Genomic DNA, 22,491 nt, shown 5'->3' on the forward strand with positions numbered 1-22,491 from the left:
ACCGGCGACCACCCCCAGATAGTGGGATCGGGACTTCACCCGATCGGCGCAGTGGACTAGACCGGTAGTCACTGAAAGCAATTGTCGCGTAGATCACTACAAGATTACTCCGAATAGCCCAAGCGGATTACCGGCCCGCAAAGTTCTCGCAAATAGCGTCTCCCTGCTTGCGCAGTCGCAGGGTGCGGGCCACCTGGAATTTCTCGGTAGTTCCGCTTTCACCGAAATACCCGGGCGCCCGGACAGTGACGAGAGCGACAGTGGCCGCTCACCCTCGCAGGTGACCGGCTCCACACGCAGGCGACCATCCGGACCACGCCGACCGGCCGGGCCCACCCCGGTGGCCGCGGCCTTCAGGAAGGAATCACCACGCGTCTTCGCGGAGGACGACCGGCGCCTCGCCGTCGTCGTCTCCGCCGCGGCGCCGCCGGGTTTCTGGCTCGGGCTTCGCGCGCTCGGCGAGCTTCGCCTCGGCCTCGGCGAGTCTGGCGTCGAGGGCGGCACTCGCGGCGTCCAGTCGAGCCTCGGCCGCGAGCAGCCGTTCACTCTTCCAAAGATCGTTCATGCCGACCCTCCGATTTCGTGTCCGCCACCAGTGACGGCGCCAATCCACCAACGGTTCCGATATACGGTGAATGGTTTCCCTGCGCGAATCCAAAAGAATCCGAAAAGGACTATGCGGGGGGCCACAGTCCGGTCGCGAAGAACCTGTCCAGCACCGCTAGGTGGGGCTCGATGTCCAGACCCTGCGCGGCCAGCCACGCGTCGTCGAAGTAGGTGTGGGTGTAGCGCTCGCCGCCGTCGCACAGCAGCGTCACAACACTGCCCGCCTCCCCGGCCGCCCGCAGCTCGCCCACCAGCTGCAGCGCGCCCCACAGGTTGGTCCCGGTCGAGCCGCCCACGCGGCGGCCCGTGATCCGCTCCACCATCCGGACCGCGGCGATCGACGCGGCGTCCGGCACCTTGATCATCCGGTCGATCACGGTGCCGAGGAACGACGGCTCGACGCGCGGCCTGCCGATCCCCTCGATCCGCGAGCCGCGGCTGCCGGTCAGGTCGGGCTCGGAGTCCCGCCACGCGTCGAAGAACACCGAGTGCTCCGGGTCGACCACGGCCAGACGGGTGTCGAGCGCGCGGTAGCGGATGAAGCGGCCGATGGTGGCGCTGGTGCCGCCGGTCCCGGCGCCCACCACGACCCACGCTGGCTCGGGGTGCGGCTCCTTGGCCATCTGCTCGAAGATCGACTCGGCGATGTTGTTGTTGCCGCGCCAGTCGGTGGCGCGCTCGGCGTGGGTGAACTGGTCGATGTAGTGGCCGCCCAGCTCGTCGGCCAGCTTGCGCGACTCGGCGTAGATCTCGCCGGGCTCGTCGACGAAGTGGCAGCGCCCGCCCTGGCGCTCGATCAGCTCGACCTTCTCCGGGCTGGTCGTGCGCGGCATGACGGCGATGAACGGCAGGCCCAGCATGCGCGCGAAGTACGCCTCGGACACCGCGGTCGAGCCACTGGACGCCTCGATGACGGGGGTGCCGTCGACGATCCAGCCATTGCACAGCGCGTAGAGGAACAGCGACCGGGCGAGCCGGTGCTTCAGCGAGCCGGTCGGGTGGGTGGACTCGTCCTTCAGGTAGAGCTGGACGTTCCACTCCGTCGGCAGCGGGAAGGGCAGCAGGTGGGTGTCGGCGCTGCGGTTCGCGTCGGCTTCGATGATCCGGATGGCCTGGCACACCCAGGCCCGGGTCTTCGCGCTGCAGCGGTCGATCGCGGTCATCGCGCGAGCAGGACGAACAGCAGCGCGAGCGCGGCCGGGACGGACTGGACGAACAGGATGCGCTTGGACACCGTCGCGGCGCCGTAGAGACCGGCGACGATCACGCAGACCAGGAAGAACACCTTGAACGCGAAGTCGTCGGCGACCAGGCCGTAGACCAGCCCGGCGGCGAGGAAGCCGTTGTAGAGGCCCTGGTTGGCCGCCAGGGTCGCCGACTCGGCGGCGAACTCCTTGGTCGTGCCGAACGCGGCCCGCCCGCGCGGGGTGTTCCAGAGGAACATCTCCAGCACGAGGATGTAGACGTGGATCAGGGCGACCAGCCCGACCAGCACCGACGCGACGACGCCCACTACTTCTCCTCGTCCGGATCGGGGTCGCCGCGCAGCTCGGCGCGCAGCCGGTCGCGCGCGGCGTAGCGCTCGGCGAGGCCGGAGGTCACCCGCTCGTTGAGGCCGCGGAAGAGCAGCATGCCCAGCGGGAACCCGACGACGATGCCGATGGCCAGCGCCACCAGCAGCGGGATGTCGAACAGGCTCAACGCGCCCGCGACGGCGGCGACGATGCCCACCCTCGCGAGGGAGTACAGCGCGATGTCGCGACCGAGGTGCTTGGGTTCTTCCTGCACGTCCCGGACGTTACTCGGCATGCCCGCGCTCCTCGTCGACGGTGTTGGGCCTGCCCTCGAACCGGGTCGACAGCACCACGGTCGAGCGGGTGCGGGCCACGCCCTTGATCCGGCGCAGCCTGCTGAGCGCGCGCTCCAGGTCGTCGACCGTGGCCACCCGCACCTTCACGACGAACGACTCGTCCCCGGCGACCCGGTAGCAGGACTCCACCTCGTGCAGCTCGGCCAGCGCGTCGGCGACGTCCTCGTCGTCGGCGGTGTCGGTCGGGTGGATCGACACCAGGGCCGTGACGCCGAGGCCGACGGCCCGCGGGTCGACCACGGCGTGGTAGCCGGTGATCACCCCGGCGGTCTCCAGCTTGCCGACGCGCTCGTGCACCGCGGACGCCGACAACCCCACCTGCCTGCCTAAATCGGCGTAGGTGACTCTGCCGTTGGTGCGCAAGGCGGCGATAATTCGACGATCCACGGTGTCCACGGCGAAAGCGTACGACGCCGGTGGCGCGTGTCCGAACCGGCCGTTTTGTCCCTTACTACCTCTTTACCATCACCCAACCGTTCGAGTACCCGGCGGGCGAGATGCCACGATGATCCCGGTTTCACACGGATTTCGGCGTTTCGGGCAGGAAGGCGGCAAAGGTGACCATGGGCCACGTCGGGGAGCGCCTGCTGACCCCAGGGGAAGTCGCGGCCCTGTTCCGGGTCGACCCGAAGACCGTCACCCGCTGGGCCACCGCGGGCCGCATCGGCTCCATCCGCACCCCCGGCGGCCACCGCCGCTTCCGCGAGTCGGAGGTAAAGGCGCTGCTGGCGGAGCTGACCACGGAGGCCAGCGAGCAGTCGGCACCCATGTAACGGACAAACCGGCTAACCTCGAACATCTCAGTAGTTAGCCGGAGGTGCCTCGATGATCTATCTACTCGCCGTGGTCGGCGCTCTCACCATCGCGGTCCTCCTCTGGCGCGCGTTCGGGCCGCAGGCGGCCGAGGTGCCGTCCCGCCGCACGACCCTCGCCCCGGACGACGACCCCGACTTCCTGCGCAAACTCGACCAGAAGAAGCCCCGCCCGGACGACGAGCCCCCCGCCTGACCCGCGGAACCGCGCCGCCTGCGACGAAAGTCACCGCAGGCGGCCATCACCCACCCGATCAGCAGCAGCCCGCGCCGACGGTTTCGCCCGCGGGGGCGCAGCAGGCGCTTTCCGGCTGCTTGGCCAGGGTGTCGGCGTCGGACTTGACGACATAGACCTCCCACGGTTCCGCGCCCGGGCCGTGCACCCAGACCTTGTCCTGCACCGCGTAACAGCAGGTCGTGTCGTTCTCCTCGAAGGTGGCCAGGCCCGCTTCGGACAGGCGGGTCGCGGCGGCGGTGACCTGGTCGGTGGCCTCGACCTCGACGCCCAGGTGGTCGAGCACGGTCGGCTCGTCTGGCTTGCCCTCGATCAGCACCAGCTTGAGCGGGGGCTCGGCTATGGCGAAGTTCGCGTAGCCGGGACGGAGCTTGGCGGGCTCGGCGCCGAACAGCTTCGAGTAGAACGCGATCGAGGCGTTCAGGTCGGACACGCGCAGAGCCAGCTGGACACGGGACACGATGACATCTCCTTGTTTAGACGAACATCTAGACAAGAGCCACCTTGCACCCTTGGTTCGACACCTGTCAAGATAGATACATGTCTAATCTTCCGCTGCTCGAGTCGGGATGCTGCACCCCGCTCGTGCGCGAACCGCTCGGTGAGGCGCAGGCCGCCGACCTGGCCGGGGTGTTCAAGGCACTCGGCGACCCGGTCCGGCTGCGGCTGCTGTCGATGATCGCCTCGGGGTCGGGCGGCGAGGTCTGCGTCTGCGACCTGACCGGAGCGTTCGACGTCACCGGGCCGACCATCTCCCACCACCTCAAGAAGCTGCGCGAGGCGGGCCTGATCGACGGCGATCGGCGCGGCACCTGGGTCTACTACCGGGTCGTGCCCGAACGCCTCGCCCTGCTGTCCCAGCTGCTGTCGGGAGCGACCGCGTGATCCGTCGTGCCGCGGCGGAGGCGCTGGGCACGGCGCTGCTGGTCGCGATCGTGATCGGCTCCGGCATCCAGGCGACCCGCCTGACGTCGGATGTCGGGCTTCAGCTCCTCGCCAACTCGGTGGCCACGGTGTTCGGCCTTGCCGTGCTCATCCTGATCTTCGGGCCGATCTCGGGCGCCCACTTCAACCCGGTCGTGTCGATCGCCGACTGGGTGTTCAAGGGGCTGCGGCCGGTCGAGGTGGCGATCTACAGCGCCGCCCAGATCGGCGGCGGCGTCGCGGGCGCGGTCCTGGCCAACGCGATGTTCGGGCTCCCGGCGGTGAGCATCTCCCAGCACGTCCGGTCCGACACTCCACTGTGGATCGGGGAGGTCACCGCGACCGCGGGGCTGGTGCTGCTGATCTTCATGCTCGTCCGCACCGGCCGCGGCGCGCTGGCCCCGGCGGCGGTCGGCGCCTACATCGGGGCGGCGTACTGGTTCACGTCGTCCACTTCGTTCGCCAACCCGGCCGTGACGATCGGCCGGATCTTCTCCGACACCTTCGCTGGCATCGCGCCGTCGTCGGTGCCGGGATTCGTCATCGCCCAGCTCGTCGGCGCGGCCATCGGGGTCGGCGTCGTGAAGTTCCTCGTTCCCCAACCCGTCAGGAGTGTCGCGTGACCTCGGTGCTGTTCGTATGTGTCCACAACGCTGGGCGCTCCCAGATGGCCGCCGCGTTCCTGACCCACCTGGCCGGGGACAGGGTCGAGGTCCGCTCGGCGGGCTCGCAGCCCGCCGACCAGGTGAACCCGGCGGCGATCGCGGCGATGGCCGAGGTCGGCATCGACATCGCCGCCGAGATCCCGAAGGTGCTGACGACGGCCGCCGTCGAGTCCTCGGACGTGGTGATCACCATGGGCTGCGGCGACACGTGCCCGGTGTTCCCCGGCAAGCGCTACCTGGACTGGGCGCTCGACGACCCCGCCGGTCAGGGCCTTGAGGCCGTCCGCCCGATCCGGGACGAGATCGAGCGGCGGGTCAAGGGCCTGATCGACGAACTGGCCTAGCGCGGGAAGTCGTCGGCGACGGTCGCGGCCAGGTCCAGCAGGGCGACCCGGGTCTCCGGGGCGAGACGGTCCAGTTCGATCTCCGCACCTTCCTCCAGGTGCGGGTCGAACGGGATCCGGCACACCGCGCGGCAGCGGGAGCCGAAGTGGGCGGCCAGCTTGTCGAGGTCGACCGAGCCGGACTTGGGCCGCACCGAGTTGATCACCGCCACCGAGCGGGACACCAGGTCGCGGTAGCCGTGGGCGTCGAGCCAGTCGAGCGTGGCCGACGCGCTGCGGGCGCCGTCGACCGAACCCGACGAGACGATGACCAGCGAGTCGGCGATGTCGAGGACACCCTTCATCGCCGAGTGCATCAGGCCGGTGCCGCAGTCGGTGAGCACGATGTTGTAGAAGTGCTCCAGCAGCGCGACCGTGCGCCGGTAGTCGGCTTCGCTGAACGCCTCCGACACCGCCGGGTCCTGCTCGCTGGCCAGCACCTCCAGGCGCGACGGGCCCTGCGAGGTGTAGGCGCGGATGTCGCTGTAGCGGCGGATGCGGTCGGCGTCGCGCAGCAGGTGGCGGACGGTGGCCGTGGTCTCCAGCGGGATCTTCTGGCTGAGGGTGCCGCGGTCGGGGTTCGCGTCGACCGCGATCACCCGGTCGCCGCGCAGCGACGAGAAGGTGCTGCCGAGGGTCGTGGTCGTCGTGGTCTTGCCGACGCCGCCCTTCAGGCTGAGCATGGCGATCTTGTAGCAGCCGCGCAGCGGCTGGTTGACCCGCGCGATCAGCTCGCGCCTGCGCACGTCGGCCGGGCTCTCGCCGACGTTGACGAGGTGGCCGGTGGCGACGTAGACGGCCTTGCGCCAGCCGGACTGCGGAGCGCGCTTGGCCTGCTTGAGCAGACGCGCTGACGACAGGTCGTGCGGCTGCTCGGCGGCCTGCGGGCGCTGCTGCTGGTGGCCGTACTGCTGGCCGTAGCCCGGCTGCGGGTACTGGCCAGGCTGCTGACCTGGACTCACCGCGTGCGGTCCGGACTGGCCGGGGTTCACCGCGTGGGGACCCGACTGGCCGGGGTTCACCGAGTAGGGACCCGACCGGTTCGGGTTGACCGCGAACGGACCCGACTGGTTCGGATTGACCGCGAACGGACCCGACTGGCTCGGGTTCACGGCGTGCGGGCCGGACTGGTTCGGATTGACCGCGTGCGGCCCCGACTGGTTCGGGTTGACCGGGTGCGGGCCGGACTGGCTCGGGTTCACCGCGTGCGGCCCCGACTCACCCGGGTTGACCGCCGGGGTCACGCCGGGCACGGTCGCCTGGCCCGGATGCGGGCCGGACGAGGCCGGGTCGGGGTGCTGGGTCGAGTCCGTGGCCGCGTCCTCTTCCAGGTGGGACACGTCTTGCTCGGGGGATGGGCCGAAGTCCGCGTCGGCGCCCTCGGCGGGTGGCCGCCAGGCCAGGTCTGACTCTTCTCGGCGTCCAGTCACCCGTGCGACTCCTCCTGCACCCGACAGTGATTCCCTCAGAGTCGACCGTAACTTACTTCGCACGAGCAACCGCAGGTGAGGGGTTGCGAACGCCTCAAGGCGTCATGTCCCCACGAGTCTGAAATGTGCGCTGTTGAAGACTCATGGCATCCAGTCGAGATCCAGGTGTGTGGGCATTCTTGTCGGTAGTCGTCGGTACGGTCCGATCTGATGACCATGATGTTGCAGGCCTACCGGTTCGCCCTCGACCCCACTCCAGCGCAGGAGTCGGGGATGCGGTCGCACTGTGGTGGGCAGCGTCACGCCTTCAACTGGGGCCTGGCGTTGATCAGAGCCAATCTGGATCAGCGTCGGGCCGAGAGGTCCTAAGGGATCACCGACACCGAGTTGACTCCGTCGGTGCCGTGGTCTGCCTACAGCCTGCGGAAACTGTGGAACCAGGCCAAGGACGAGGCCGCGCCGTGGTGGACGGAGAACTCGAAGGAGGCCTACTCCTCCGGCCTGGCGAACCTGGCCACGGCGCTGGGCAACTGGCACACCTCGAAGACCGGCACCCGCGCAGGCCCGAAGGTCCGGTTCCCCCAGTTCAAGGGCAAACGCGCCGGGCTGTCCTGCCGATTCACCACCGGCAGCTTCGGACTCGTCGACGGTGACCGCAGGCACGTGAAGCTGCCCCGCATCGGCGTCATCCGCACCCACGAGTCGACCAGGAAACTCGCCCGGCACGTCAAGCGCGGCACAGCCCGGATCCGCTCAGCCACGATCACCCGTCAAGGAGGGCGGTGGTTCTGCGCGTTCTCCGTGGAGATCGACCGCCAAGACCCGGCCGCTGCCCGACCGGACTCCGTCGTGGGCGTAGATCTCGGGATCAAGTGCTTGGCGGTGCTCTCGACCGGCGAGGTGATCCCCAATCCGAGGCACCTCGACGCGGCGCTGGCCAGCCTGCGCAGGTTGCAACGGCAGGCCGCTCGACGGGTCGGCCCGGACCGGCGCACCCGGCAAACCCCCTCCGCGCGGTGGCGCAAGACCTACGCCCGGATCGCCCACCTGCACACGGCCGTCGCCAACGCCCGCCGCGACGGGCTCCACAAGCTGTCCACCCGCCTCGTCCGCACCCACGGAACGATCGTGCTCGAAGACCTCAACGTGGCCGGGATGCTGCGGAACCGGCGCCTGGCCCGGCACATCGCCGGGGTCGGCATGGGCGAGCTACGCCGCCAGATCACCTACAAGGCCGCATGGGCCGGTGGCCGCGTGCACCTGGCCGACCGCTGGTACCCGTCATCGAGGACCTGCTCGGACTGCGGCGCGGTGAAAGCCAAACTGCGCCTGGCCGAACGGACGTACCACTGCGACCAGTGCGGACTCTCACTGGACCGCGATCTCAACGCCGCCCGCAACCTCGCCCAACTCGTGGACGCGGTCGCAGGCATGTCCTCCCCGAGTTGCGGGGCGACACAAAACGAGCCCGCTGGAAACCCACATAAGACCCGCACCACGCGGGCAACGGGTACCGCCACGGGAAGACCCACGAGGTCAACGCCGCACCGCAAGGCGACGGCTCACGACACACACGAGCAAGTGTCGTGAACGGCCTACTTCGCGTACGAGTGCAGGCCCGCGATCACCAGGTTGATGAAGAACAGGTTGAACACGATCATCGCGAAGCCCACCGTGTTGATGACCGCGGCCCGCGTGCCCCGCCAGCCCGCGGTCGCGCGCGAGTGCAGATAGCCCGCGTAGACGACCCAGGCGACGAAGGCGACGGTCTCCTTCGGGTCCCAGCCCCAGAACCGGCCCCACGCCGCCTCGGCCCAGATCGCCCCGCAGATGATGCCGAAGGTGTAGATCGGGAAGGCGAAGATCGTGGTGCGGTAGGCGAGCCGGTCGAGGGTGTCGGCGTCGGGCAGCTTCGGGCCGAGCCTGGCGAACTTCGCCGGGTTCGCGTCGAAGCGCGAGCGCATCAGGTACAGCACGCTGACGACGCCGGGGACGAGGAACAGGCCGCTGGAGATGATGGCGGCCGAGACGTGCACGATCAGCCAGTACGACTGCAGCGCGGGCTGGACCGGGGCGGCGTCGGTGTAGAGGACCGTGCCGCCGAGGAACATCAGGATGACGATCGGGGTGAGCACGAACACGCCGAGCCTGCGGACGTCGAACTTGCCCATCAGCACGATCCACGCGGTCACCGCGACGAGCGTGACGGCCATGCCGTACTCGTACATGTTGCCCCAGGGCGCACGGTGGGTCGCCAGGCCGCGCAGGACCAGGGACGACAGGTGCAGCAGGGCGCCGAGCACAGTCAGCGCGACGGCGATGCGGCCGAAGCGCTCCGGCCGGTCGCGGTTCGGGGCCTGCTCGATCAGGCCGAGCGCCGGGCCGCCCGCGCCGACCAGCGCCTCGGACTTCTTCGCCGCGCGGTTGAACGCCTGCTCGACGGCGTAGCAGATCATCGCGAAGACGTAGATGAGCGCGGCGGCGCTGTAGGTCCAGTCGCTGTAGGTCGACAGCGTCTCGTTGACCGGCATCAGGTACCCCTCCTGGGACTGAGCAGCTCGGCGGCGACGACGCGGAACTCCTCGCCGTATCCCGCCTGGTCGGTACGGGCAAGGCCGCCGACCTCGACCACGGTACGACCCTCATCCTGAGGGACCGCACGCACCCACAGCCTGCGCCGCTTGACGGTCAGCGACGCCCCGAGTCCGAGGATCATGAACACGGCGCTGACCAGCACCCACACCTGGGTCGGGTCGTGCGACACCTGCAGCGACACCCAGCGCTCGACGCCGTCGAAGCGGACCTGGGTGCCGTCGTCGAGGGTGATGGCCTCGCCTGGCTTGAGGTTCTGCCTGGCGACCTTGGTCAGCCTGCCCGCGTCGATCATCGACTGGTCGACCTCGAAGATCGACTGGCCGCGGCCGGTGTCCAGGCCGGAGTCCCCGCGCAGCACGTCGACGGCGACGGCGGGGTCGCGCAGGTCGGGGAAGCTGGAGGTCAGCAGGCTGCCGTGGAGCAGCGCGGTCGGCGCGAGCAGGCCGGTGACGACGAGCTGGCGCTTGCGGCGCTCCTCGGCGTCGGTCACGCCGGGCGGGTCGAACTTGGTGGCGCCCTCGGACAGCAGCGTCAGGTTGTCGACCGGGCGCCATTGGATGGTCTGCTCGCGTTCCTCGCCGCCGGGCCACTTGATGGTGAACGTCGGCGCGTAGCCGTGGCCGAGCAGGTAGACGCGGTCGCCCGCGGTGCGCAGCGGCGAGTTGACCTGCAGGTCGTAGGGCCGCCAGGTGTTCGAGGTGAGGTCGTCGCCCGCCTGGTAGTCGATCTTGGCGGTGAACATGTCGGCCTGACCGGTGGGCAGGTAGTCGGCGTCGAACTCGTTGACCCTGACGCAGAACGGGCTCAGGTCGGTGCCGTCGACGCGCAGGCCGGGGCGGAACGAGTCGAAGTTGAGGGTGCCGGAGTTGCAGAACTCCGACCCGTCGGCCTTGACGATGACCTGGCCCTCGTAGTTGAACATCTTGCCCAGGGCGAGGGCCACGATCAGGCCGAGCATCGCGAAGTGGAAGACCAGGTTGCCGGTCTCGCGCAGGTAGCCGCGCTCGGCGCTGACGCTGCGGGCGCCGTCGGCTTCCTCCCGCTCGACCAGCCGCCAGCCGCGCAGCCGCTCGCGGGCCTTCGCGATCACGTCGGCGGGCGCGCCGTCGAGGGTCGCGGTCTCGTGGTGCGGCAGCCGGCCGAGGTTGCGCGGGGTGAGCACGGGCTGGGCGCGCAGGGCCTTGGCGTACTCGAAGGTGCGCGGCAGCAGGCAGCCGACCAGCGAGATGAACAGCATCAGGTAGATCGCGGAGAACCAGACGCTGCCGTAGACGTCGAAGAACTGGAGCCGGTCGAGGAACGTGCCCCACCAGCCGTGACTGGCGATGTAGTCCCTGACGTTCGGCGGGTTGAGCGACCGCTGCGGCAGCAGCGCGCCGGGCATCGCGGCGAGGGCGAGCAGGAACAGCAGGATCAGCGCTGTCCGCATCGAGGTCAGGCCACGCCAGGTGTTGCGCAGGAAAGCGATCACAGCGGCAGCTTCACATCCGTGATCACCGAGTCACGCAGCCACCCCACCACGTCCGCCCACAGCCCGGTGACCAGCATGATCCCGACGACGAGCAGCAGCCCGCCGCCGACGAGCTGGATGGCACGGCCGTGCTTGCGCAGCCAGGCCGACGCCTTGACCGCCCACCGCACCCCCACCGCGATGAGCAGGAACGGGACGCCGAGGCCGAGGCAGTAGACGAGGACGAGCAGGTAGCCGCGGGCGGCGCTGCCCCCGGTGGACGCGGCCATCGAGAGCACAGCGGCGAGCGTCGGACCGAGACACGGCGTCCAACCGAGCCCGAAGATGCCACCGAGGATCGGCGCGCCGGCCAGGCCCATCCGCGGCACCTTGTGCGAGCGGAGGTCCTTCTGCATGGCCGGGACGAGCCCGATGAACACCAGCGCCATCGCGATCGTGACGACCCCGCCGACCCGCTGGATGGCCTGCTGATTGGCCCACAGGCCGTCGGCGAGCCAGACCAGGCTGCCGATCCCGGCCGCGAAGACGACGGTGAACCCGAGAACGAAGAGGGCGACGGCACCGAGGACGCGGAAGCGGCCTTCCTTGCGCCCCTCGTCGGTGGACACGGCGGGCGCCTCGGCGCCGACGAGGGCGGCCAGGTAGGCGAGATAGCCGGGGACCAGTGGAACCACACAGGGGGAGGCGAACGAGATCATCCCGGCGAGCAGCGCGACACCGGCGGCCAGCAGGAGCGGGCCGGACGTGGCGAGCTGGGTGGGGTCCACCCGATCAGGGTATTGAGTGGGACTTTGGTCCCGTGCGACCGGGCTCGGGCCGAGCGATCCGGCTCACTCCTCGAGCAGTCGGTCGAGCACCGGCTCCAGGTCCGCGGCCAACAGGTCGCGCATGTACGCCGCCGCCACGCGGCCCTGTTTGTCGATCACGAAGGTCGCCGGGACGACGGCGCGCGGGTAGCCCTTCAGCGGCAGCAGGCTGCGGCCCGCCGGGTCGTAGATCGACGGGTAGGTGAGGTTGCGGTCCTTCATGAAGTCGCGCGGCTCGGCCGGGCTGACCTCGCGCACGTCGATCCCGAGCACCTGCACGCCGCGCGAGCCGTACGAGTCCTGGAGTTTCTGCAGCTCAGGCGCCTCGGTGCGGCAGGGACCGCACCACTGGCCCCACACGTTCAGCACGACGATCTTGCCCCGGTAGTCCGACAGCCTCAGGGTCTTCGTCTCGTCGGCCAGGTCCGGACCCGACACCTCGGGCAGCACCTTGCGGTCGGCCGCGGCGTACTCGATCTCGGTCTTGCCGTCGGGGGAGACGAACACGAACTCGGTGCCGGAGGCGACCGCGTCCTTGCCGGTCGAGCAGCCGGCGGCCAGCAGCAGGACGACCCCGAACAGCAGCGACCTCATGCGCCGGTTGCCTTCGGGTCGCTGGTCCCGGCGGGCTCGGAATAGCGGATGCCCACCAGTTCCTCGTCCTCGAAGACCAGGCTGGTCAGCGACGCGAGCGAGCACTGGCGGTAGGCCGGGTTGTGCCAGAGGCGCTTGCCCTCCAGGTACCGCCGGATCGTCCACACCGGCAGCTGGTGCGACACGCACACCGCCTCGTGGCCCTCGGCGGCCGCGCGGGCGCGGTGGACCGCGGCCAGCATCCGGTGGGCGATCTCCAGGTACGGCTCGCCCCAGGACGGGGTGAACGGGTTGCGCAGGTACGGCCAGTTGGCCGGAGACTTGAGCGCGCCGTCGCCGACCGAGACCTTCTTGCCCTCGAAGACGTTGGCCGCCTCGATGAGCCGGTCGTCCGTGGCCAGTTCGAGGCGGTGGCTCGCCGCGATCGGCGTCGCGGTCTGCTGGGCACGCTCCATCGGCGACGCGACGACGTGCACGATGTCGTTGTCCCGCAGGTGTTCCGCGACGGTCAGGGCTTGACGTTCGCCCGCCGCCGACAGGCGGAAGTTGGGCAGGCGGCCGTAGAGGACGCCGGTCGGGTTGTGCACCTCGCCGTGGCGCATCAGGTGGACGATCGTCTTGCTCACGACGGCTCCTTCGCGGCGGCAGCGGCGGCGGCCGCGGGGTGCAGTGCGGCTTCGATCTCGGCGAACGCGGCGTCGTCGAGCGCGGCGCTGACGAACCACGCCTCGAACGCGCTCGGCGGGGCGTACACGCCGTGGTCGAGCAGTGCGTGGAAGAACGGCGGGAAGCGCCAGGTCTGCGCGGCCTTGGCGCCCGCGTAGTCGATGACCTCATCCTCGGTGAAGAACACGCTGACCAGGTTGCCCGCGAACTGCACCCGGTGCGGCACGCTCGCCGAGGTCAGCGCCTCGGTGAACAGCGCGCCGAGCCGCTTGGCGTTGGCGTCGAGGGCGGCGTAGACCGACGCGTCGGCGGCACGCAGTGTGGCGAGGCCCGCGGCGACGGCGACGGGGTTCCCCGACAGCGTCCCGGCCTGGTAGACCGGACCGGCCGGGGCGAGCTTGGCCATCACGTCGGCGCGGCCGCCGAAGGCCGCGGCGGGCAGGCCGCCGGACATGACCTTGCCGAAGGTGTAGAGGTCGCCCGCCACGCCCTCCAGGCCGAACCAGCCCGCGGCGGACACGCGGAAGCCGGTCATCACCTCGTCCATGATCAGCAGCGCGCCGTGCTCGCGGGTGATGTCGCGCAGGCCGGCGTTGAAGCCCTCGACCGGGGCGATCGCGCCCATGTTGCCCGCAGCCGCCTCGGTGATCACCGCGGCGATCGTCTGGCCGTGCTCGGCGAAGACGGCGCGGACGGCGTCGAGGTCGTTGTACGGCAGCACGATCGTGTCCTCGGCCTGCGCGCCGGTCACGCCCGGCGTCGTGGGCAGGCCCAGGGTGGCGACACCAGAGCCCGCCTCGGCGAGCAGCGCGTCGACGTGGCCGTGGTAGCAGCCCGCGAACTTCACGATCCGGCTGCGGCCGGTGAACCCGCGGGCCAGCCGGATCGCGCTCATCGTGGCCTCGGTGCCGGAGTTGACCAGCCGGACCTGCTCGACCGGGGCCACCCTGGCGATGATCTCCTCGGCGAGGTCGATCTCCCCCGCCGTCGGGGTGCCGAACGACAGCCCGTCACCGACGGTGCGGCGCACGGCCTCGACCACGTCCGGGTGCGCGTGGCCCAGGATCATCGGGCCCCACGAGCACACGAGGTCGACGTAGCGGTTGTCGTCGGCGTCGAACAGGTACGGGCCCGTGCCGCTCACCATGAACCGCGGCGTGCCGCCGACGGAGTTGAACGCGCGGACCGGCGAGTTGACCCCGCCCGGGATGACGGCTTTGGCCCGGTCGAACAACGCGGCCGAACCGCTGACGTGTGCCTGGCTGACCTCGGAAGTCACGGACCCCAGTGTTCCAAACCGCGCCGCGGTCACCGCGAGCGGGAGCGCACCGCCAGGACGAGCTGCCGCAGCGCGTCGAGCACCAAGATCAGGCCGAGGGCGCCCACAGCGATGGACGCGCCGATCCACTGGCCCTGGAAGCGGTCGACGACCAGCTCAGGGCGGTCGCGGACCACCCCGACGACATCGACGCCCTGACCCCACAGCCACACCGCGAGCCACCCCAGCAACCCTGCGGCGACGACCTCGGCGACGGCCACGAGCGCCCGACGCGGCTGGTTGACCGAGCCCTCACGCGCGGGCCAGGCCAGGTCGGTGTTCTCGGTCACCACGTCGGTCATTCAGTCAGCTTCTCATGCTCTGCAGCACCGTGTACTCACGGACGTCGGCGCGGGCGAGCAGGCACACCACCGCGGCCCACGCCAGCACGAGCGCGCCACCGACGGTCAAGGTGAGCACCGTCCCCGTCGAGTTGGCCACGGCGGGCGCGCACAGCACGCCGACCAGCGCGGAGACGAACAGCGCCACCCGAGCCCACGCCTTGCCCAGCCGCATCGGGAACGCCAGCCCGAGCGACACCACCGCGGACACCGCGGCGCCGATGCCCAGGTAGCCGAGGTCGCGGTCGGACACGCCGAGCAGCAGCGCGGCCAGCGCCGACCCGGTCAGCGCGCCCGCGAAGGCGCCGTTGACCGCACAGGGCCGTCGCACAGGTAAGGGGACACTCACAGCAGGTATGTAGCCGCCGGGGCGGGTGTTGTTACTTGGTGAACATCACCCGGCGGGGTGCCTTCCGACCGCGTCGAAGTACTCGGCCGACTCCTTCGTGAACATGAAGTACACCGCGCCACCGATCAGCGCGATCTGCACGACGGTCACGATCGTCTCCAGCATGTTGCTGCTGCCGAGGGAGAAGATGTTGAGCAGCAGCGCGAGCCCGCCGAGCACCGCCAGCACCACCCGCGCCCAGTTGCGCCCGGCCCGCATCTTGAACGCGAACAGCAGGTACAGCCCGAAGAACGCGGCGGCGACGAGGCCCGCGAAGGTGAGGCCGAGGGTGAGCGCGCTGTCGACGTCGCCGTCGCTGTAGGAGACGCCGCTCTCGTTGAGCGACTTCACGACCTCACTGCGGAAGTCGTCTTTGCCCAGCGTGAAGGTGAGGATGAAGCCGATCACGCCGAGGACACCGTTGGCCAGCCACAGCTGGAACGAGCGGTCGACGGACGGCGGACGGTGCGGAGCGGCCCGTGGCGGCTCGTACGGCCCACTGGGATAGCTCTCGTAACTCGGTGGTCCGGGGGTCGACATCCGTCGACGGTAATGCCGCCATGGCCGACCCGCACATCAAGACGGCGGAGTTGACTCGACCAGGCTATCGAGCGCGGCCCGCAGCGCCGGCGCGTTTCGCGCCCAGGCCAGGACCGTGGTCCCGTCGTCGAGTTCGAGCGGCACCTCGTCCATCTTGCGCGGCGCGGCCCATCCGCCGCCGAGCGCGCGGGCGCCCGCGTCCGGGATCTTCTCCGGCACCCCGACGATCCGCTCGACCGCCAGGGTCTCCGTGCCCTGCCGCAGGGTCTTCGCCGTCAACTCCACCGAACACACACGCCTGCGCGCGTTGACCCACCCAGCGGTCAACCCCGCCAGCGCGACCGCCACGACGGCCCACGCGACCCAGTGCACCGGCCCGGTACCCAGTTCGAGGACAGCCCCGGTGGCGGCGAACACCGGCCCCCACAGCACGGGCCACCAGGTCGACCCGGGCTCGGCGTAGCGGACCGGTTCGCTCATCGCTCGTAGTTCGACGCGAAGAACGCCCGCGACTTGGGCATGTAGAGCAGGCCGAGACCCACGACGATCAGCAGGGCGCTGAGCAGCCCGAGAATGCCGACCCGCCCGATCGTGTACTGGAACAGCGCGGCGAACACGCCCACGGTGACCAGCAGGGTGCGCGCCTTGCGGGTGCCGCCGCGGGCTTTGTAGGCGAGCAGGATGAAGAAGCCGAGGAACATGATCGACCCGAGCAGCAGCCACCAGGACAGCCCGGTCGCCGTCTGTTCGAGTTGAACGCGGTTGAGTTCGGGCTTCTGCTTCAGGGTCTCGTCGATCAGCCGGGACCGCAGGGCGAAGAACAGGACCGACCCGACGACGCCCGCCAACCCGGCCGCGACCCACACCCAGAACGCGACGCGCACGACGGTGGGGGCGTCCTTGCGGTCCTCCCCGGCCGCCACGGCCTCATCGGCGGTCGGCATGACCGGGGGCTCGTGCTGCGGCTCATCGGTAGTCACAGGGCACGACCTTACTGCCGGGTGGGAGACGCGGCGGCCACCGCGGTCACGCTGCCGTCCAGCACTCGGGACGAACCGTTGACTGCGATCCGCGTCACACGTAACTTGTGACAGAACATCCGATGTATCAAGCACTCCTCGTCTCCCTGTGGTTCGGAAGCCAGCGAAACCCGCATCGCCTACACCTCGCACTCCGTGTCGGCCAACCGCGGCCTCGGCGACTTCAACGACAACCTGCACTACGCCACGGCCAACGGCGCCACCGCGAACCTGACCTTCTCGGGCACGGGGATCGAGGTCTACGGCGAGCAGTACACCGACCAGGGCGACATCGGCGTCAGCATCGACGGCGGACCGCAGCAGGTGGTCAGCACCGTGCCCGCCGACGGCCAGCGCCGTGCCAACGTGGCCGTGTTCAGCAAGACGGGCCTGAGCCCGGGTTCGCACACGATCGTGGTCACGAAGCTGTCCGGCCAGTACGCCGTGCTCGACGGCTTCACCGTTCTCGGCGGCTGACCGCTCAGCCAGGGTCCGATCCGGAATGGATGCCCGCCATCCATTCCGGATCGGACCGCTGGATCAGGCGCTGTCCACGAACTTCGGCTGCCCATCGACCAGCTGAATCGCCACGGTGGTCACGCCGGGTTTGTGTCCGCTCCAGCCCCACCGGTCCCGCAGACCCACGTGCGCCGCGCACTCGCAGGCCGGGTCGATCCACGTAGGACAGTCCGCGAATCCCGACCGCAGAATGTCCAGTGACCCGTCGGTCAGCTCCCAGGACCACGACATGTCCCATTCCTCATCCCAGGGCGGATGGAAGCAGTCATGTGAGAACGACTCCAGCCGTCCATGCCCGCGATCGCAGGCATGGATCGTCCGGTAGTCGTAAACCGTGTTGTGCCCGGGCGCCGAGTGCGGCACCCCGCGAAGCTCCAACGCGATCAGCACCCCCGCGGGCGAGCCGCACCGGGTGCAGGTCAGCGCAGCCACCCGGCGGCCTCGGTGGCCCAGTAGGTGAGGACGATGTCGGCGCCCGCGCGGCGGATCGCCGTCAGGGTCTCCAGAATCGTCCGGTCCCGATCGAGCCACCCGTTCGCCGCGGCGGCCTCGACCATCGCGTACTCACCGGACACCTGGTAAGCCGCCACCGGCACGTCGGCGATCTCGCGGACCGCGCGGATCACGTCCAGATAGGCCAGAGCGGGCTTGACCATCACCATGTCGGCGCCCTCGGCCAAGTCCAGAGTGGTCTCCCGCAGCGCCTCGCGCACGTTCGCGGAGTCCTGCTGGTAGGTCTTGCGGTCCCCGGTCAGCTGCGACTCCACCGCGTCCCGGAACGGCCCGTAGAACGCCGAGGCGTACTTCGCCGAGTAGGCCAGGATGCCGGTCTCCAGGTGACCCGCCGCGTCGAGCGCCTCGCGGACGCGGCCGACCTGGCCGTCCATCATCCCGCTGGGGCCAAGCAGGTGCGCGCCCGCGTCGGCCTGCGCCACCGCCATCTCCGCGTACAGCGCGAGAGTCGCGTCGTTGTCGACGTTCCCGCTGTCGTCCAGCACGCCGCAGTGGCCGTGGTCGGTGAACTCGTCGAGGCACAGGTCCGACATCAGCACGGTGTCGTCGCCGAGTTCGGCGCGCAGATCGCGCAGCGCGGCGTTCAGCACGCCGTTGGGGTCGATGCCGCCGGAGCCGACCGCGTCGCGCACCGTGGGGATGCCGAACAGCATGATCCCGCCGACCCCGGCCTGCACCGCCTCGACGGCGGCTTTGCGCATCGAGTCGCGGGTGTGCTGGACGACGCCGGGCATGCTCGCCACCGGGATGGGCTCGACCGCGCCCTCCTTGACGAACATGGGCAGCACGAGCTGGTTGGGGCGCACGGCCGTCTCACTGACCAGGCGCCGCATCGCGGGCGTGGTGCGCAGTCTGCGCGGCCGGTGGTTGGGGAACATCGATGACTCCCGAAACGAGAGCGGGCGGCGCGCCGAAGCACACCGCCCGCTGGAGGATTAACGCCGCGCGCGCTTGGTCTTGCGCGGGGGTGGCAGCGCGCCCTCGGCACGCAGCCTGGCCGCGTGCTCGGCGAGGGCGTCGACCAGGGCGGGAACGGTGGCGTTCTCCGGCTGGACGTCGACCCGCAGGCCGAATTCGCGGGCCGTCTCGGCGGTCTTGGGGCCGATGCAGGCCACCAGGGTCCTGGTGTGCGGCTTGCCCGCGATGCCGACCAGGTTCCGCACGGTGGACGAGGAGGTGAAGCACACCGCGTCGAAGCCGCCGGTCTTGATCATCTCGCGGGTGTCGGCGGGCGGCGGGGCCGCCCGCACGGTGCGGTACGCCGTCACGTCGTCGATCTCCCAGCCGCGGTCGCGCAGACCGGCGGCGAGGGTCTCGGTGGCGATGTCGGCGCGCGGCAGCAGCACGCGCTCCACCGGGTCGAGGATGTCGTCGTACGGCGGGAAGTCGGCCAGCAGGCCCTCGCTGGACTGCTCACCCGACGGGACCAGCTCGGGGTTGATGCCGAACGAGCGCACCTTCTCCGCGGTCGACTCGCCGACGCAGGCGATCTTCACACCGGAGAACGCGCGGGCGTCGAGGCCGAACTCGGCGAACTTCTCCCAGACCGCGCGCACGGCGTTGGTCGAGGTGAAGATCACCCACTGGTAGCGGCCGTCGACGAGGCCCTTGACCGAGCGCTCCATCTGCGCCGGGCTGCGCGGCGGCTCCACGGAGATCGTCGGCACCTCCGACGGGATGGCGCCGTGCATGTGCAGGCGGTCGCTCATCTCGCCTGCCTGGTCCTTGGTGCGGGGCACCAGCACGCGCCACCCGTAGAGCGCGCGCGACTCCCACCACGACAGCTTCGACCGCGCCGCGACGGCCGCGCCGACGGTCACCACCAGGTGGCCGGACACCTCGCCCGCGTCGGCGGCCAGCGTGGCCAGCGTCGTGTCGATGGTGCGCTGGCTGGAGCCGGTGCCGTCGGCGGTCACCGCGACCGGGGTCTGCGGCGCCAGGCCGTGCTCGACCAGCGCGGAAGCGGCCTCGGCCAGGTGGCTCGACGTCGCGTGCAGCACGATCGGCCCCGGCACGCCCGCCAGGCCCGCCCAGTCGATGTCGCCGCGCACGTCGACCTCGGTGTGCGTCGAGCCGAGCGCGATACCCGCGTACGCCGGGACGGCGGTGGCCGCGGACACGCCGGGCACCACGTCGAACACCGCTGTCGTGCGCGCGACGGCCTGCGCCTCGGCGACGACCGCGGAGTGCGTCAGCGGGTCGCCCGCGACGAGCCGCACCACGACGCGACCGGCTTTCGCCTCGGTCACCAGGTCCTTGGCCACGTCGGCGGGCTCGCCGACGGCCGGGCGCACCTCGGCGTCCTCGGCGGCGAACGCCAGCACGCCGGACGGGACGTCCGGGTCGGTCACCACGAGCTCGGCGCGCTCGATCAGCTCTTTCGCCCGCACGGTGAGCAATCCGGCGTCGCCGGGTCCCGAGCCGACGAACGCGACGCGGCCGGGGGACTTTCGTGCACGGGTGGTCATGTCAGGCCACTTCCCATCAACTACGCCTCGGGACCGGAGAGCACTCCGGCCCCGAGTTCCAGCAGCTCGGCGGCCAGCGCACGACCGAGCTGCTCTCCTGCGGTCAGGTCTCCGAGGGCCGATGCGCGGAGGATGTCCCCGTCGGGCGTCGCCGCGACCCCGCGCAGCGAAAGGCGGAAGACCACCTTGTCGTCCGCGTCGAAGTCCTCGACGACATCGGCCAGTGCACCAATGGGCGCGCTGCACCCCGCTTCGAGCGCGGCCAGCATGGCCCGCTCGGCGGCCGCGGCTGCCCTGGTGTGTTCGTCGTCCACAGTGGACTGAAGAAGGTGTTCGACGTCGACGTCGTCGACCCGGCACTCGATGGCGAGGGCGCCCTGCGCGGGCGCGGGCAGCATCTGGATCGGGTCGAGCGTCTCGGTGATCTCGTCGGTGCGGCCCAGCCGGGCCAGGCCGGCGCGCGCCAGCACGACAGCGTCGAGCTTGCCGTCGCTGACCATCGCGATGCGGGTGTCCACATTGCCGCGGATCGGCACGATGTCCCAGCCGAGGCCCAGCGCGTTGAGCTGCGCGGCGCGGCGCGGGGAGCCGGTGCCGATCTTCGAGCCGGGCGGCAGTTCGCCCAGGGTGAGGCCGTCGCGGGCGATCAGCGCGTCGCGCGGGTCTTCCCGGCGCGGCACGGCCGCCATCGACAGCCGCGGGTCGGGCGCGGTCGGCAGGTCCTTGTAGGAGTGCACGGCCACGTCGATCTCGCCGTTGGCCAGCGCGTCACGCAGCGCGGAGGTGAACACGCCGACGCCGATCTTGGCGATCGGGGCCGACGAGCGGTCGCCCGGCGTGGAGACGGTGATGATCTCCACGAGCGCGCCCGCCTTCGTCAGCGCGTCGGCGATCGTGCCGGTCTGCGCGAGGGCCAGCGCGCTGCCGCGCGTGCCGATGCGGATGGTCCGGGGCATCACATTCCACCGTCCAGGGGTTCGAGAGAACTCACGGCGGCGGGCGCTTGCGGGTCGAGCGCGAACAGCTCGCGCAGCGCCTCGGCGTAGCCGGAGCCCTCGGGTCCGGAGGCGAGTTCCTTCACCCGGACCGTGGGAGTGTGCAGCAGTTTGTCGACGACGCGGCGGACCGTGCGGGCCAGCTCGTCGCGGACCGGGGCGTCGAGGTCGGGCAGCCGCGCGTCCAGGCGCAGCAGCTCGGCGTCGACCACCTCGGCGGCGCGCTTGCGCAGTGCGGTCACCGTGGGGGTGACGCCTGCCGAGCGCTGGGCGGCCAGGTAGGCGCGGACTTCCTCGGCGACGATCTCGCCCGCGCGGCGGGTGTCGATGCCGCTGGGGGCCTCGGCGAGCCTGCGCTGGAGGCTGTCGAGGTCGACAACGCGCACGCCCGCGAGGTCGGCGACACCGTCGGCGACATCGCGCGGGAGACCGAGGTCGCAGATCACCAGGGGCCGGTCGGCGCGGGACGCCACGGCGTCGACCGGGATGACCGAGCCGACCGCGCCCGTGCAGGCCACGACGACGTCGGCGGCGGAGATCCGGTCGTGCAGGTCGCTCAGGCCGACCGAGCTGGCGGGCACGCCCTGCTCGGTGAGCGAGGCGGCCAAGCGCGCGCCGTTGGCCTCGGTGCGGTTGGCGATGACGACGTCGCCGATGCCTGCGCGGCGCAGCGCGGCGGCGGCCAGCCCACCCATGGAGCCCGCGCCGACGATCAGCGCGGAACGGCCCGCGAGACCGTCGAGCACGAGTTCGGCGTCGGCGAGCGCCTCGGTGACGACCGAGCCGCCCGCCTGGTCGAGGCCGGTGTCGGTGTGCACCCGCTTGCCGATGCGCAGCGCCTGCTGCACCAGCTCGTGCAGGGTGCGGCCGACGGTGCCGAGTTCGCGGGCGACGTTGTAGGACGCGCGGACCTGGCCGAGGATCTGCGGCTCGCCGACGACCATCGAGTCGAGCCCGGCGGCCACGGTGAACAGGTGCTGCGCGGCGGCGGCGGCGTAGTGCACGTAGAGGTGGTCGTGCAGGTCGGCGACCGGGTGGCCCGAGTGGCGGGCCAGCACGCCGACGACGTCGGTCAGGCCCGCGTGGAACGCCTCGACGACGGCGTAGACCTCGACCCGGTTGCAGGTGGAGACCAGCAGCGCCTCGGAGACGTTCTGGCAGGCGAGCAGCTCGTCGAGCACCTTGGGCACGTCGACGGCGGCGACAGTCACCTGCTCGAGAACCCGCAGGTCAGCGGTGTGATGCGACATGCCGATCGCGAGAATGCTCATAGCGCCACCTCGCACGCTCGGTGTCCAAGCGCGCGGGGGCACCGTGTCGATGATTCGCTCGC

Annotated in this window: 31 protein-coding genes; 8 read left to right on the top strand and 23 right to left on the bottom strand. The window is 70.6% G+C overall.

The features are described from left to right. Positions 1-364: 364 nt before the first annotated feature. From ACSHT8_RS20715 to ACSHT8_RS20735, 5 genes are all read right to left on the bottom strand, one after another. A complete protein-coding gene (locus ACSHT8_RS20715) occupies positions 365-565 on the bottom strand; it encodes a hypothetical protein (RefSeq protein WP_436492544.1) in 201 nt (66 codons plus the stop codon). 109 nt (positions 566-674) lie between these two features. Continuing rightward, positions 675-1,769: a PLP-dependent cysteine synthase family protein gene (locus tag ACSHT8_RS20720; protein ID WP_436492545.1), complete on the bottom strand. Its 1,095-nt coding sequence runs from the start codon at positions 1,767-1,769 to the stop codon at positions 675-677. Then, positions 1,766-2,119, bottom strand: coding sequence for a DUF1304 domain-containing protein (locus ACSHT8_RS20725; RefSeq protein ID WP_436492546.1), 354 nt, complete (start codon positions 2,117-2,119; stop codon positions 1,766-1,768). Before ACSHT8_RS20725 ends, ACSHT8_RS20720 begins: the two co-directional genes overlap by 4 nt. Next, a complete protein-coding gene (locus ACSHT8_RS20730) occupies positions 2,119-2,415 on the bottom strand; it encodes a DUF4229 domain-containing protein (protein WP_436492548.1) in 297 nt (98 codons plus the stop codon). Before ACSHT8_RS20730 ends, ACSHT8_RS20725 begins: the two co-directional genes overlap by 1 nt. Continuing rightward, complete coding sequence (locus ACSHT8_RS20735; protein ID WP_436492549.1) at positions 2,405-2,872, bottom strand: Lrp/AsnC family transcriptional regulator; 468 nt, start codon at positions 2,870-2,872, stop codon at positions 2,405-2,407. The genes ACSHT8_RS20730 and ACSHT8_RS20735 overlap by 11 nt, the downstream gene beginning before the upstream one ends. 167 nt (positions 2,873-3,039) lie before the next feature. Between ACSHT8_RS20735 and ACSHT8_RS20740 the strand changes: the two genes are divergently transcribed. Further along, positions 3,040-3,249 (top strand): BldC family transcriptional regulator, encoded by a 210-nt coding sequence (locus ACSHT8_RS20740; RefSeq protein ID WP_436502121.1) that lies wholly within the window; start codon positions 3,040-3,042, stop codon positions 3,247-3,249. Positions 3,250-3,301: 52 nt separating this feature from the next. Continuing rightward, positions 3,302-3,484 (top strand): hypothetical protein, encoded by a 183-nt coding sequence (locus ACSHT8_RS20745; RefSeq protein WP_436492550.1) that lies wholly within the window; start codon positions 3,302-3,304, stop codon positions 3,482-3,484. Between the two features lie 58 nt (positions 3,485-3,542). Here ACSHT8_RS20745 and ACSHT8_RS20750 read toward each other — a convergent pair whose 3' ends face one another. Next, on the bottom strand, positions 3,543-3,983 hold the full coding sequence (locus tag ACSHT8_RS20750; RefSeq protein WP_436492551.1) for an ArsI/CadI family heavy metal resistance metalloenzyme: 441 nt from the start codon (positions 3,981-3,983) through the stop codon (positions 3,543-3,545). Positions 3,984-4,063: 80 nt separating this feature from the next. Between ACSHT8_RS20750 and ACSHT8_RS20755 the strand changes: the two genes are divergently transcribed. Genes ACSHT8_RS20755 through ACSHT8_RS20765 form a run of 3 tightly spaced genes read left to right on the top strand, consistent with a single transcriptional unit; the run spans position 4,064 to position 5,456 of the window. Then, complete coding sequence (locus ACSHT8_RS20755) at positions 4,064-4,408, top strand: ArsR/SmtB family transcription factor (RefSeq protein WP_436492553.1); 345 nt, start codon at positions 4,064-4,066, stop codon at positions 4,406-4,408. Further along, entirely contained in the window at positions 4,405-5,070 is a 666-nt protein-coding gene (locus ACSHT8_RS20760; RefSeq protein ID WP_436492555.1) for an aquaporin, read from the top strand. Before ACSHT8_RS20755 ends, ACSHT8_RS20760 begins: the two co-directional genes overlap by 4 nt. Continuing rightward, positions 5,067-5,456 (top strand): arsenate reductase ArsC, encoded by a 390-nt coding sequence (locus tag ACSHT8_RS20765; RefSeq protein ID WP_436492556.1) that lies wholly within the window; start codon positions 5,067-5,069, stop codon positions 5,454-5,456. The genes ACSHT8_RS20760 and ACSHT8_RS20765 overlap by 4 nt, the downstream gene beginning before the upstream one ends. On the opposite strand, the gene ACSHT8_RS20770 is transcribed toward ACSHT8_RS20765, so the two are convergent. Continuing rightward, complete coding sequence (locus ACSHT8_RS20770) at positions 5,453-6,925, bottom strand: AAA family ATPase (RefSeq protein ID WP_436492557.1); 1,473 nt, start codon at positions 6,923-6,925, stop codon at positions 5,453-5,455. The two genes, ACSHT8_RS20765 and ACSHT8_RS20770, sit on opposite strands and share 4 nt — an antisense overlap. Positions 6,926-7,144: 219 nt before the next feature. On the opposite strand from ACSHT8_RS20770, the gene ACSHT8_RS20775 reads away from it, so the two are divergent. After that, the gene (locus tag ACSHT8_RS20775) at positions 7,145-7,294 is read left to right on the top strand and encodes a helix-turn-helix domain-containing protein (protein ID WP_436502122.1); all 150 of its coding nucleotides are present in this window, start codon (positions 7,145-7,147) and stop codon (positions 7,292-7,294) included. Between the two features lie 18 nt (positions 7,295-7,312). Beyond that, a complete protein-coding gene (tnpB, locus tag ACSHT8_RS20780; protein ID WP_436492558.1) occupies positions 7,313-8,515 on the top strand; it encodes an IS607 family element RNA-guided endonuclease TnpB in 1,203 nt (400 codons plus the stop codon). 5 nt (positions 8,516-8,520) lie between these two features. Here the strand turns inward: tnpB and ccsB are convergent, their stop codons facing one another. The 11 genes from ccsB to ACSHT8_RS20835 form a co-directional block, all read right to left on the bottom strand. Beyond that, entirely contained in the window at positions 8,521-9,456 is a 936-nt protein-coding gene (gene ccsB / locus ACSHT8_RS20785) for a c-type cytochrome biogenesis protein CcsB (protein ID WP_436492559.1), read from the bottom strand. Further along, positions 9,456-10,949, bottom strand: a complete 1,494-nt coding sequence (gene resB, locus ACSHT8_RS20790) for a cytochrome c biogenesis protein ResB (protein WP_436502123.1) — start codon at positions 10,947-10,949, stop codon at positions 9,456-9,458. The genes ccsB and resB overlap by 1 nt, the downstream gene beginning before the upstream one ends. 38 nt (positions 10,950-10,987) lie before the next feature. Then, positions 10,988-11,758 carry a cytochrome c biogenesis CcdA family protein gene (locus tag ACSHT8_RS20795; RefSeq protein WP_436492561.1) on the bottom strand — a complete coding sequence of 257 codons (771 nt, stop codon included), beginning with the start codon at positions 11,756-11,758 and terminating at the stop codon, positions 10,988-10,990. A gap of 63 nt (positions 11,759-11,821) precedes the next feature. Further along, positions 11,822-12,391: a TlpA family protein disulfide reductase gene (locus ACSHT8_RS20800; protein ID WP_436492563.1), complete on the bottom strand. Its 570-nt coding sequence runs from the start codon at positions 12,389-12,391 to the stop codon at positions 11,822-11,824. Further along, the gene (locus ACSHT8_RS20805) at positions 12,388-12,993 is read right to left on the bottom strand and encodes a histidine phosphatase family protein (RefSeq protein WP_436502124.1); all 606 of its coding nucleotides are present in this window, start codon (positions 12,991-12,993) and stop codon (positions 12,388-12,390) included. The genes ACSHT8_RS20800 and ACSHT8_RS20805 overlap by 4 nt, the downstream gene beginning before the upstream one ends. 20 nt (positions 12,994-13,013) lie before the next feature. Next, entirely contained in the window at positions 13,014-14,336 is a 1,323-nt protein-coding gene (hemL, locus tag ACSHT8_RS20810) for a glutamate-1-semialdehyde 2,1-aminomutase (protein ID WP_436492564.1), read from the bottom strand. 29 nt (positions 14,337-14,365) lie between these two features. Continuing rightward, positions 14,366-14,677, bottom strand: a complete 312-nt coding sequence (locus ACSHT8_RS20815) for a hypothetical protein (RefSeq protein ID WP_436492565.1) — start codon at positions 14,675-14,677, stop codon at positions 14,366-14,368. A 4-nt stretch (positions 14,678-14,681) separates the two neighbouring features. After that, positions 14,682-15,047, bottom strand: a complete 366-nt coding sequence (locus ACSHT8_RS20820) for a hypothetical protein (protein WP_436492567.1) — start codon at positions 15,045-15,047, stop codon at positions 14,682-14,684. 63 nt (positions 15,048-15,110) lie between these two features. Further along, a complete protein-coding gene (locus tag ACSHT8_RS20825; RefSeq protein ID WP_436492569.1) occupies positions 15,111-15,644 on the bottom strand; it encodes a hypothetical protein in 534 nt (177 codons plus the stop codon). Between the two features lie 36 nt (positions 15,645-15,680). Continuing rightward, positions 15,681-16,124 (bottom strand): hypothetical protein, encoded by a 444-nt coding sequence (locus tag ACSHT8_RS20830; protein WP_436492570.1) that lies wholly within the window; start codon positions 16,122-16,124, stop codon positions 15,681-15,683. After that, positions 16,121-16,624 carry a hypothetical protein gene (locus ACSHT8_RS20835; protein WP_436492572.1) on the bottom strand — a complete coding sequence of 168 codons (504 nt, stop codon included), beginning with the start codon at positions 16,622-16,624 and terminating at the stop codon, positions 16,121-16,123. The genes ACSHT8_RS20830 and ACSHT8_RS20835 overlap by 4 nt, the downstream gene beginning before the upstream one ends. A 195-nt stretch (positions 16,625-16,819) precedes the next feature. Here ACSHT8_RS20835 and ACSHT8_RS20840 point away from each other — a divergent pair, with 195 nt between their 5' ends. Then, positions 16,820-17,140, top strand: coding sequence for a hypothetical protein (locus tag ACSHT8_RS20840; protein WP_436492573.1), 321 nt, complete (start codon positions 16,820-16,822; stop codon positions 17,138-17,140). Between the two features lie 63 nt (positions 17,141-17,203). Here the strand turns inward: ACSHT8_RS20840 and ACSHT8_RS20845 are convergent, their stop codons facing one another. From ACSHT8_RS20845 to ACSHT8_RS20865, 5 genes are all read right to left on the bottom strand, one after another. Continuing rightward, positions 17,204-17,413, bottom strand: coding sequence for a hypothetical protein (locus ACSHT8_RS20845; protein ID WP_436492575.1), 210 nt, complete (start codon positions 17,411-17,413; stop codon positions 17,204-17,206). A 188-nt stretch (positions 17,414-17,601) separates the two neighbouring features. Further along, on the bottom strand, positions 17,602-18,573 hold the full coding sequence (hemB, locus tag ACSHT8_RS20850; protein WP_436492576.1) for a porphobilinogen synthase: 972 nt from the start codon (positions 18,571-18,573) through the stop codon (positions 17,602-17,604). 57 nt (positions 18,574-18,630) lie between these two features. Then, entirely contained in the window at positions 18,631-20,163 is a 1,533-nt protein-coding gene (locus ACSHT8_RS20855) for a uroporphyrinogen-III synthase (protein ID WP_054052486.1), read from the bottom strand. 20 nt (positions 20,164-20,183) lie between these two features. Further along, positions 20,184-21,119 carry a hydroxymethylbilane synthase gene (hemC, locus tag ACSHT8_RS20860; RefSeq protein ID WP_436492578.1) on the bottom strand — a complete coding sequence of 312 codons (936 nt, stop codon included), beginning with the start codon at positions 21,117-21,119 and terminating at the stop codon, positions 20,184-20,186. Further along, a complete protein-coding gene (locus tag ACSHT8_RS20865) occupies positions 21,119-22,429 on the bottom strand; it encodes a glutamyl-tRNA reductase (RefSeq protein ID WP_436492579.1) in 1,311 nt (436 codons plus the stop codon). Before ACSHT8_RS20865 ends, hemC begins: the two co-directional genes overlap by 1 nt. Positions 22,430-22,491: the final 62 nt, after the last annotated feature.

It is taken from the genome of Actinokineospora sp. HUAS TT18, assembly GCF_051364635.1.
GTDB lineage: Bacteria > Actinomycetota > Actinomycetes > Mycobacteriales > Pseudonocardiaceae > Actinokineospora.

Coding starts and splice junctions, on each gene's coding strand:
- ACSHT8_RS20715 (WP_436492544.1), bottom strand. CDS start 565: ATGAACGATCTTTGGAAGAGTGAACGGCTGCTCGCGGCCGAGGCTCGA.
- ACSHT8_RS20720 (WP_436492545.1), bottom strand. CDS start 1,769: ATGACCGCGATCGACCGCTGCAGCGCGAAGACCCGGGCCTGGGTGTGC.
- ACSHT8_RS20730 (WP_436492548.1), bottom strand. CDS start 2,415: ATGCCGAGTAACGTCCGGGACGTGCAGGAAGAACCCAAGCACCTCGGT.
- ACSHT8_RS20740 (WP_436502121.1), top strand. CDS start 3,040: ATGGGCCACGTCGGGGAGCGCCTGCTGACCCCAGGGGAAGTCGCGGCC.
- ACSHT8_RS20745 (WP_436492550.1), top strand. CDS start 3,302: ATGATCTATCTACTCGCCGTGGTCGGCGCTCTCACCATCGCGGTCCTC.
- ACSHT8_RS20755 (WP_436492553.1), top strand. CDS start 4,064: ATGTCTAATCTTCCGCTGCTCGAGTCGGGATGCTGCACCCCGCTCGTG.
- ACSHT8_RS20775 (WP_436502122.1), top strand. CDS start 7,145: ATGTTGCAGGCCTACCGGTTCGCCCTCGACCCCACTCCAGCGCAGGAG.
- ccsB (WP_436492559.1), bottom strand. CDS start 9,456: ATGCCGGTCAACGAGACGCTGTCGACCTACAGCGACTGGACCTACAGC.
- resB (WP_436502123.1), bottom strand. CDS start 10,949: ATGCGGACAGCGCTGATCCTGCTGTTCCTGCTCGCCCTCGCCGCGATG.
- ACSHT8_RS20800 (WP_436492563.1), bottom strand. CDS start 12,391: ATGAGGTCGCTGCTGTTCGGGGTCGTCCTGCTGCTGGCCGCCGGCTGC.
- ACSHT8_RS20805 (WP_436502124.1), bottom strand. CDS start 12,993: ATGCGCCACGGCGAGGTGCACAACCCGACCGGCGTCCTCTACGGCCGC.
- ACSHT8_RS20815 (WP_436492565.1), bottom strand. CDS start 14,677: ATGACCGACGTGGTGACCGAGAACACCGACCTGGCCTGGCCCGCGCGT.
- ACSHT8_RS20825 (WP_436492569.1), bottom strand. CDS start 15,644: ATGTCGACCCCCGGACCACCGAGTTACGAGAGCTATCCCAGTGGGCCG.
- ACSHT8_RS20830 (WP_436492570.1), bottom strand. CDS start 16,124: ATGAGCGAACCGGTCCGCTACGCCGAGCCCGGGTCGACCTGGTGGCCC.
- ACSHT8_RS20845 (WP_436492575.1), bottom strand. CDS start 17,413: ATGTCGTGGTCCTGGGAGCTGACCGACGGGTCACTGGACATTCTGCGG.
- hemB (WP_436492576.1), bottom strand. CDS start 18,573: ATGTTCCCCAACCACCGGCCGCGCAGACTGCGCACCACGCCCGCGATG.
- ACSHT8_RS20855 (WP_054052486.1), bottom strand. CDS start 20,163: ATGACCACCCGTGCACGAAAGTCCCCCGGCCGCGTCGCGTTCGTCGGC.
- hemC (WP_436492578.1), bottom strand. CDS start 21,119: ATGCCCCGGACCATCCGCATCGGCACGCGCGGCAGCGCGCTGGCCCTC.
- ACSHT8_RS20865 (WP_436492579.1), bottom strand. CDS start 22,429: ATGAGCATTCTCGCGATCGGCATGTCGCATCACACCGCTGACCTGCGG.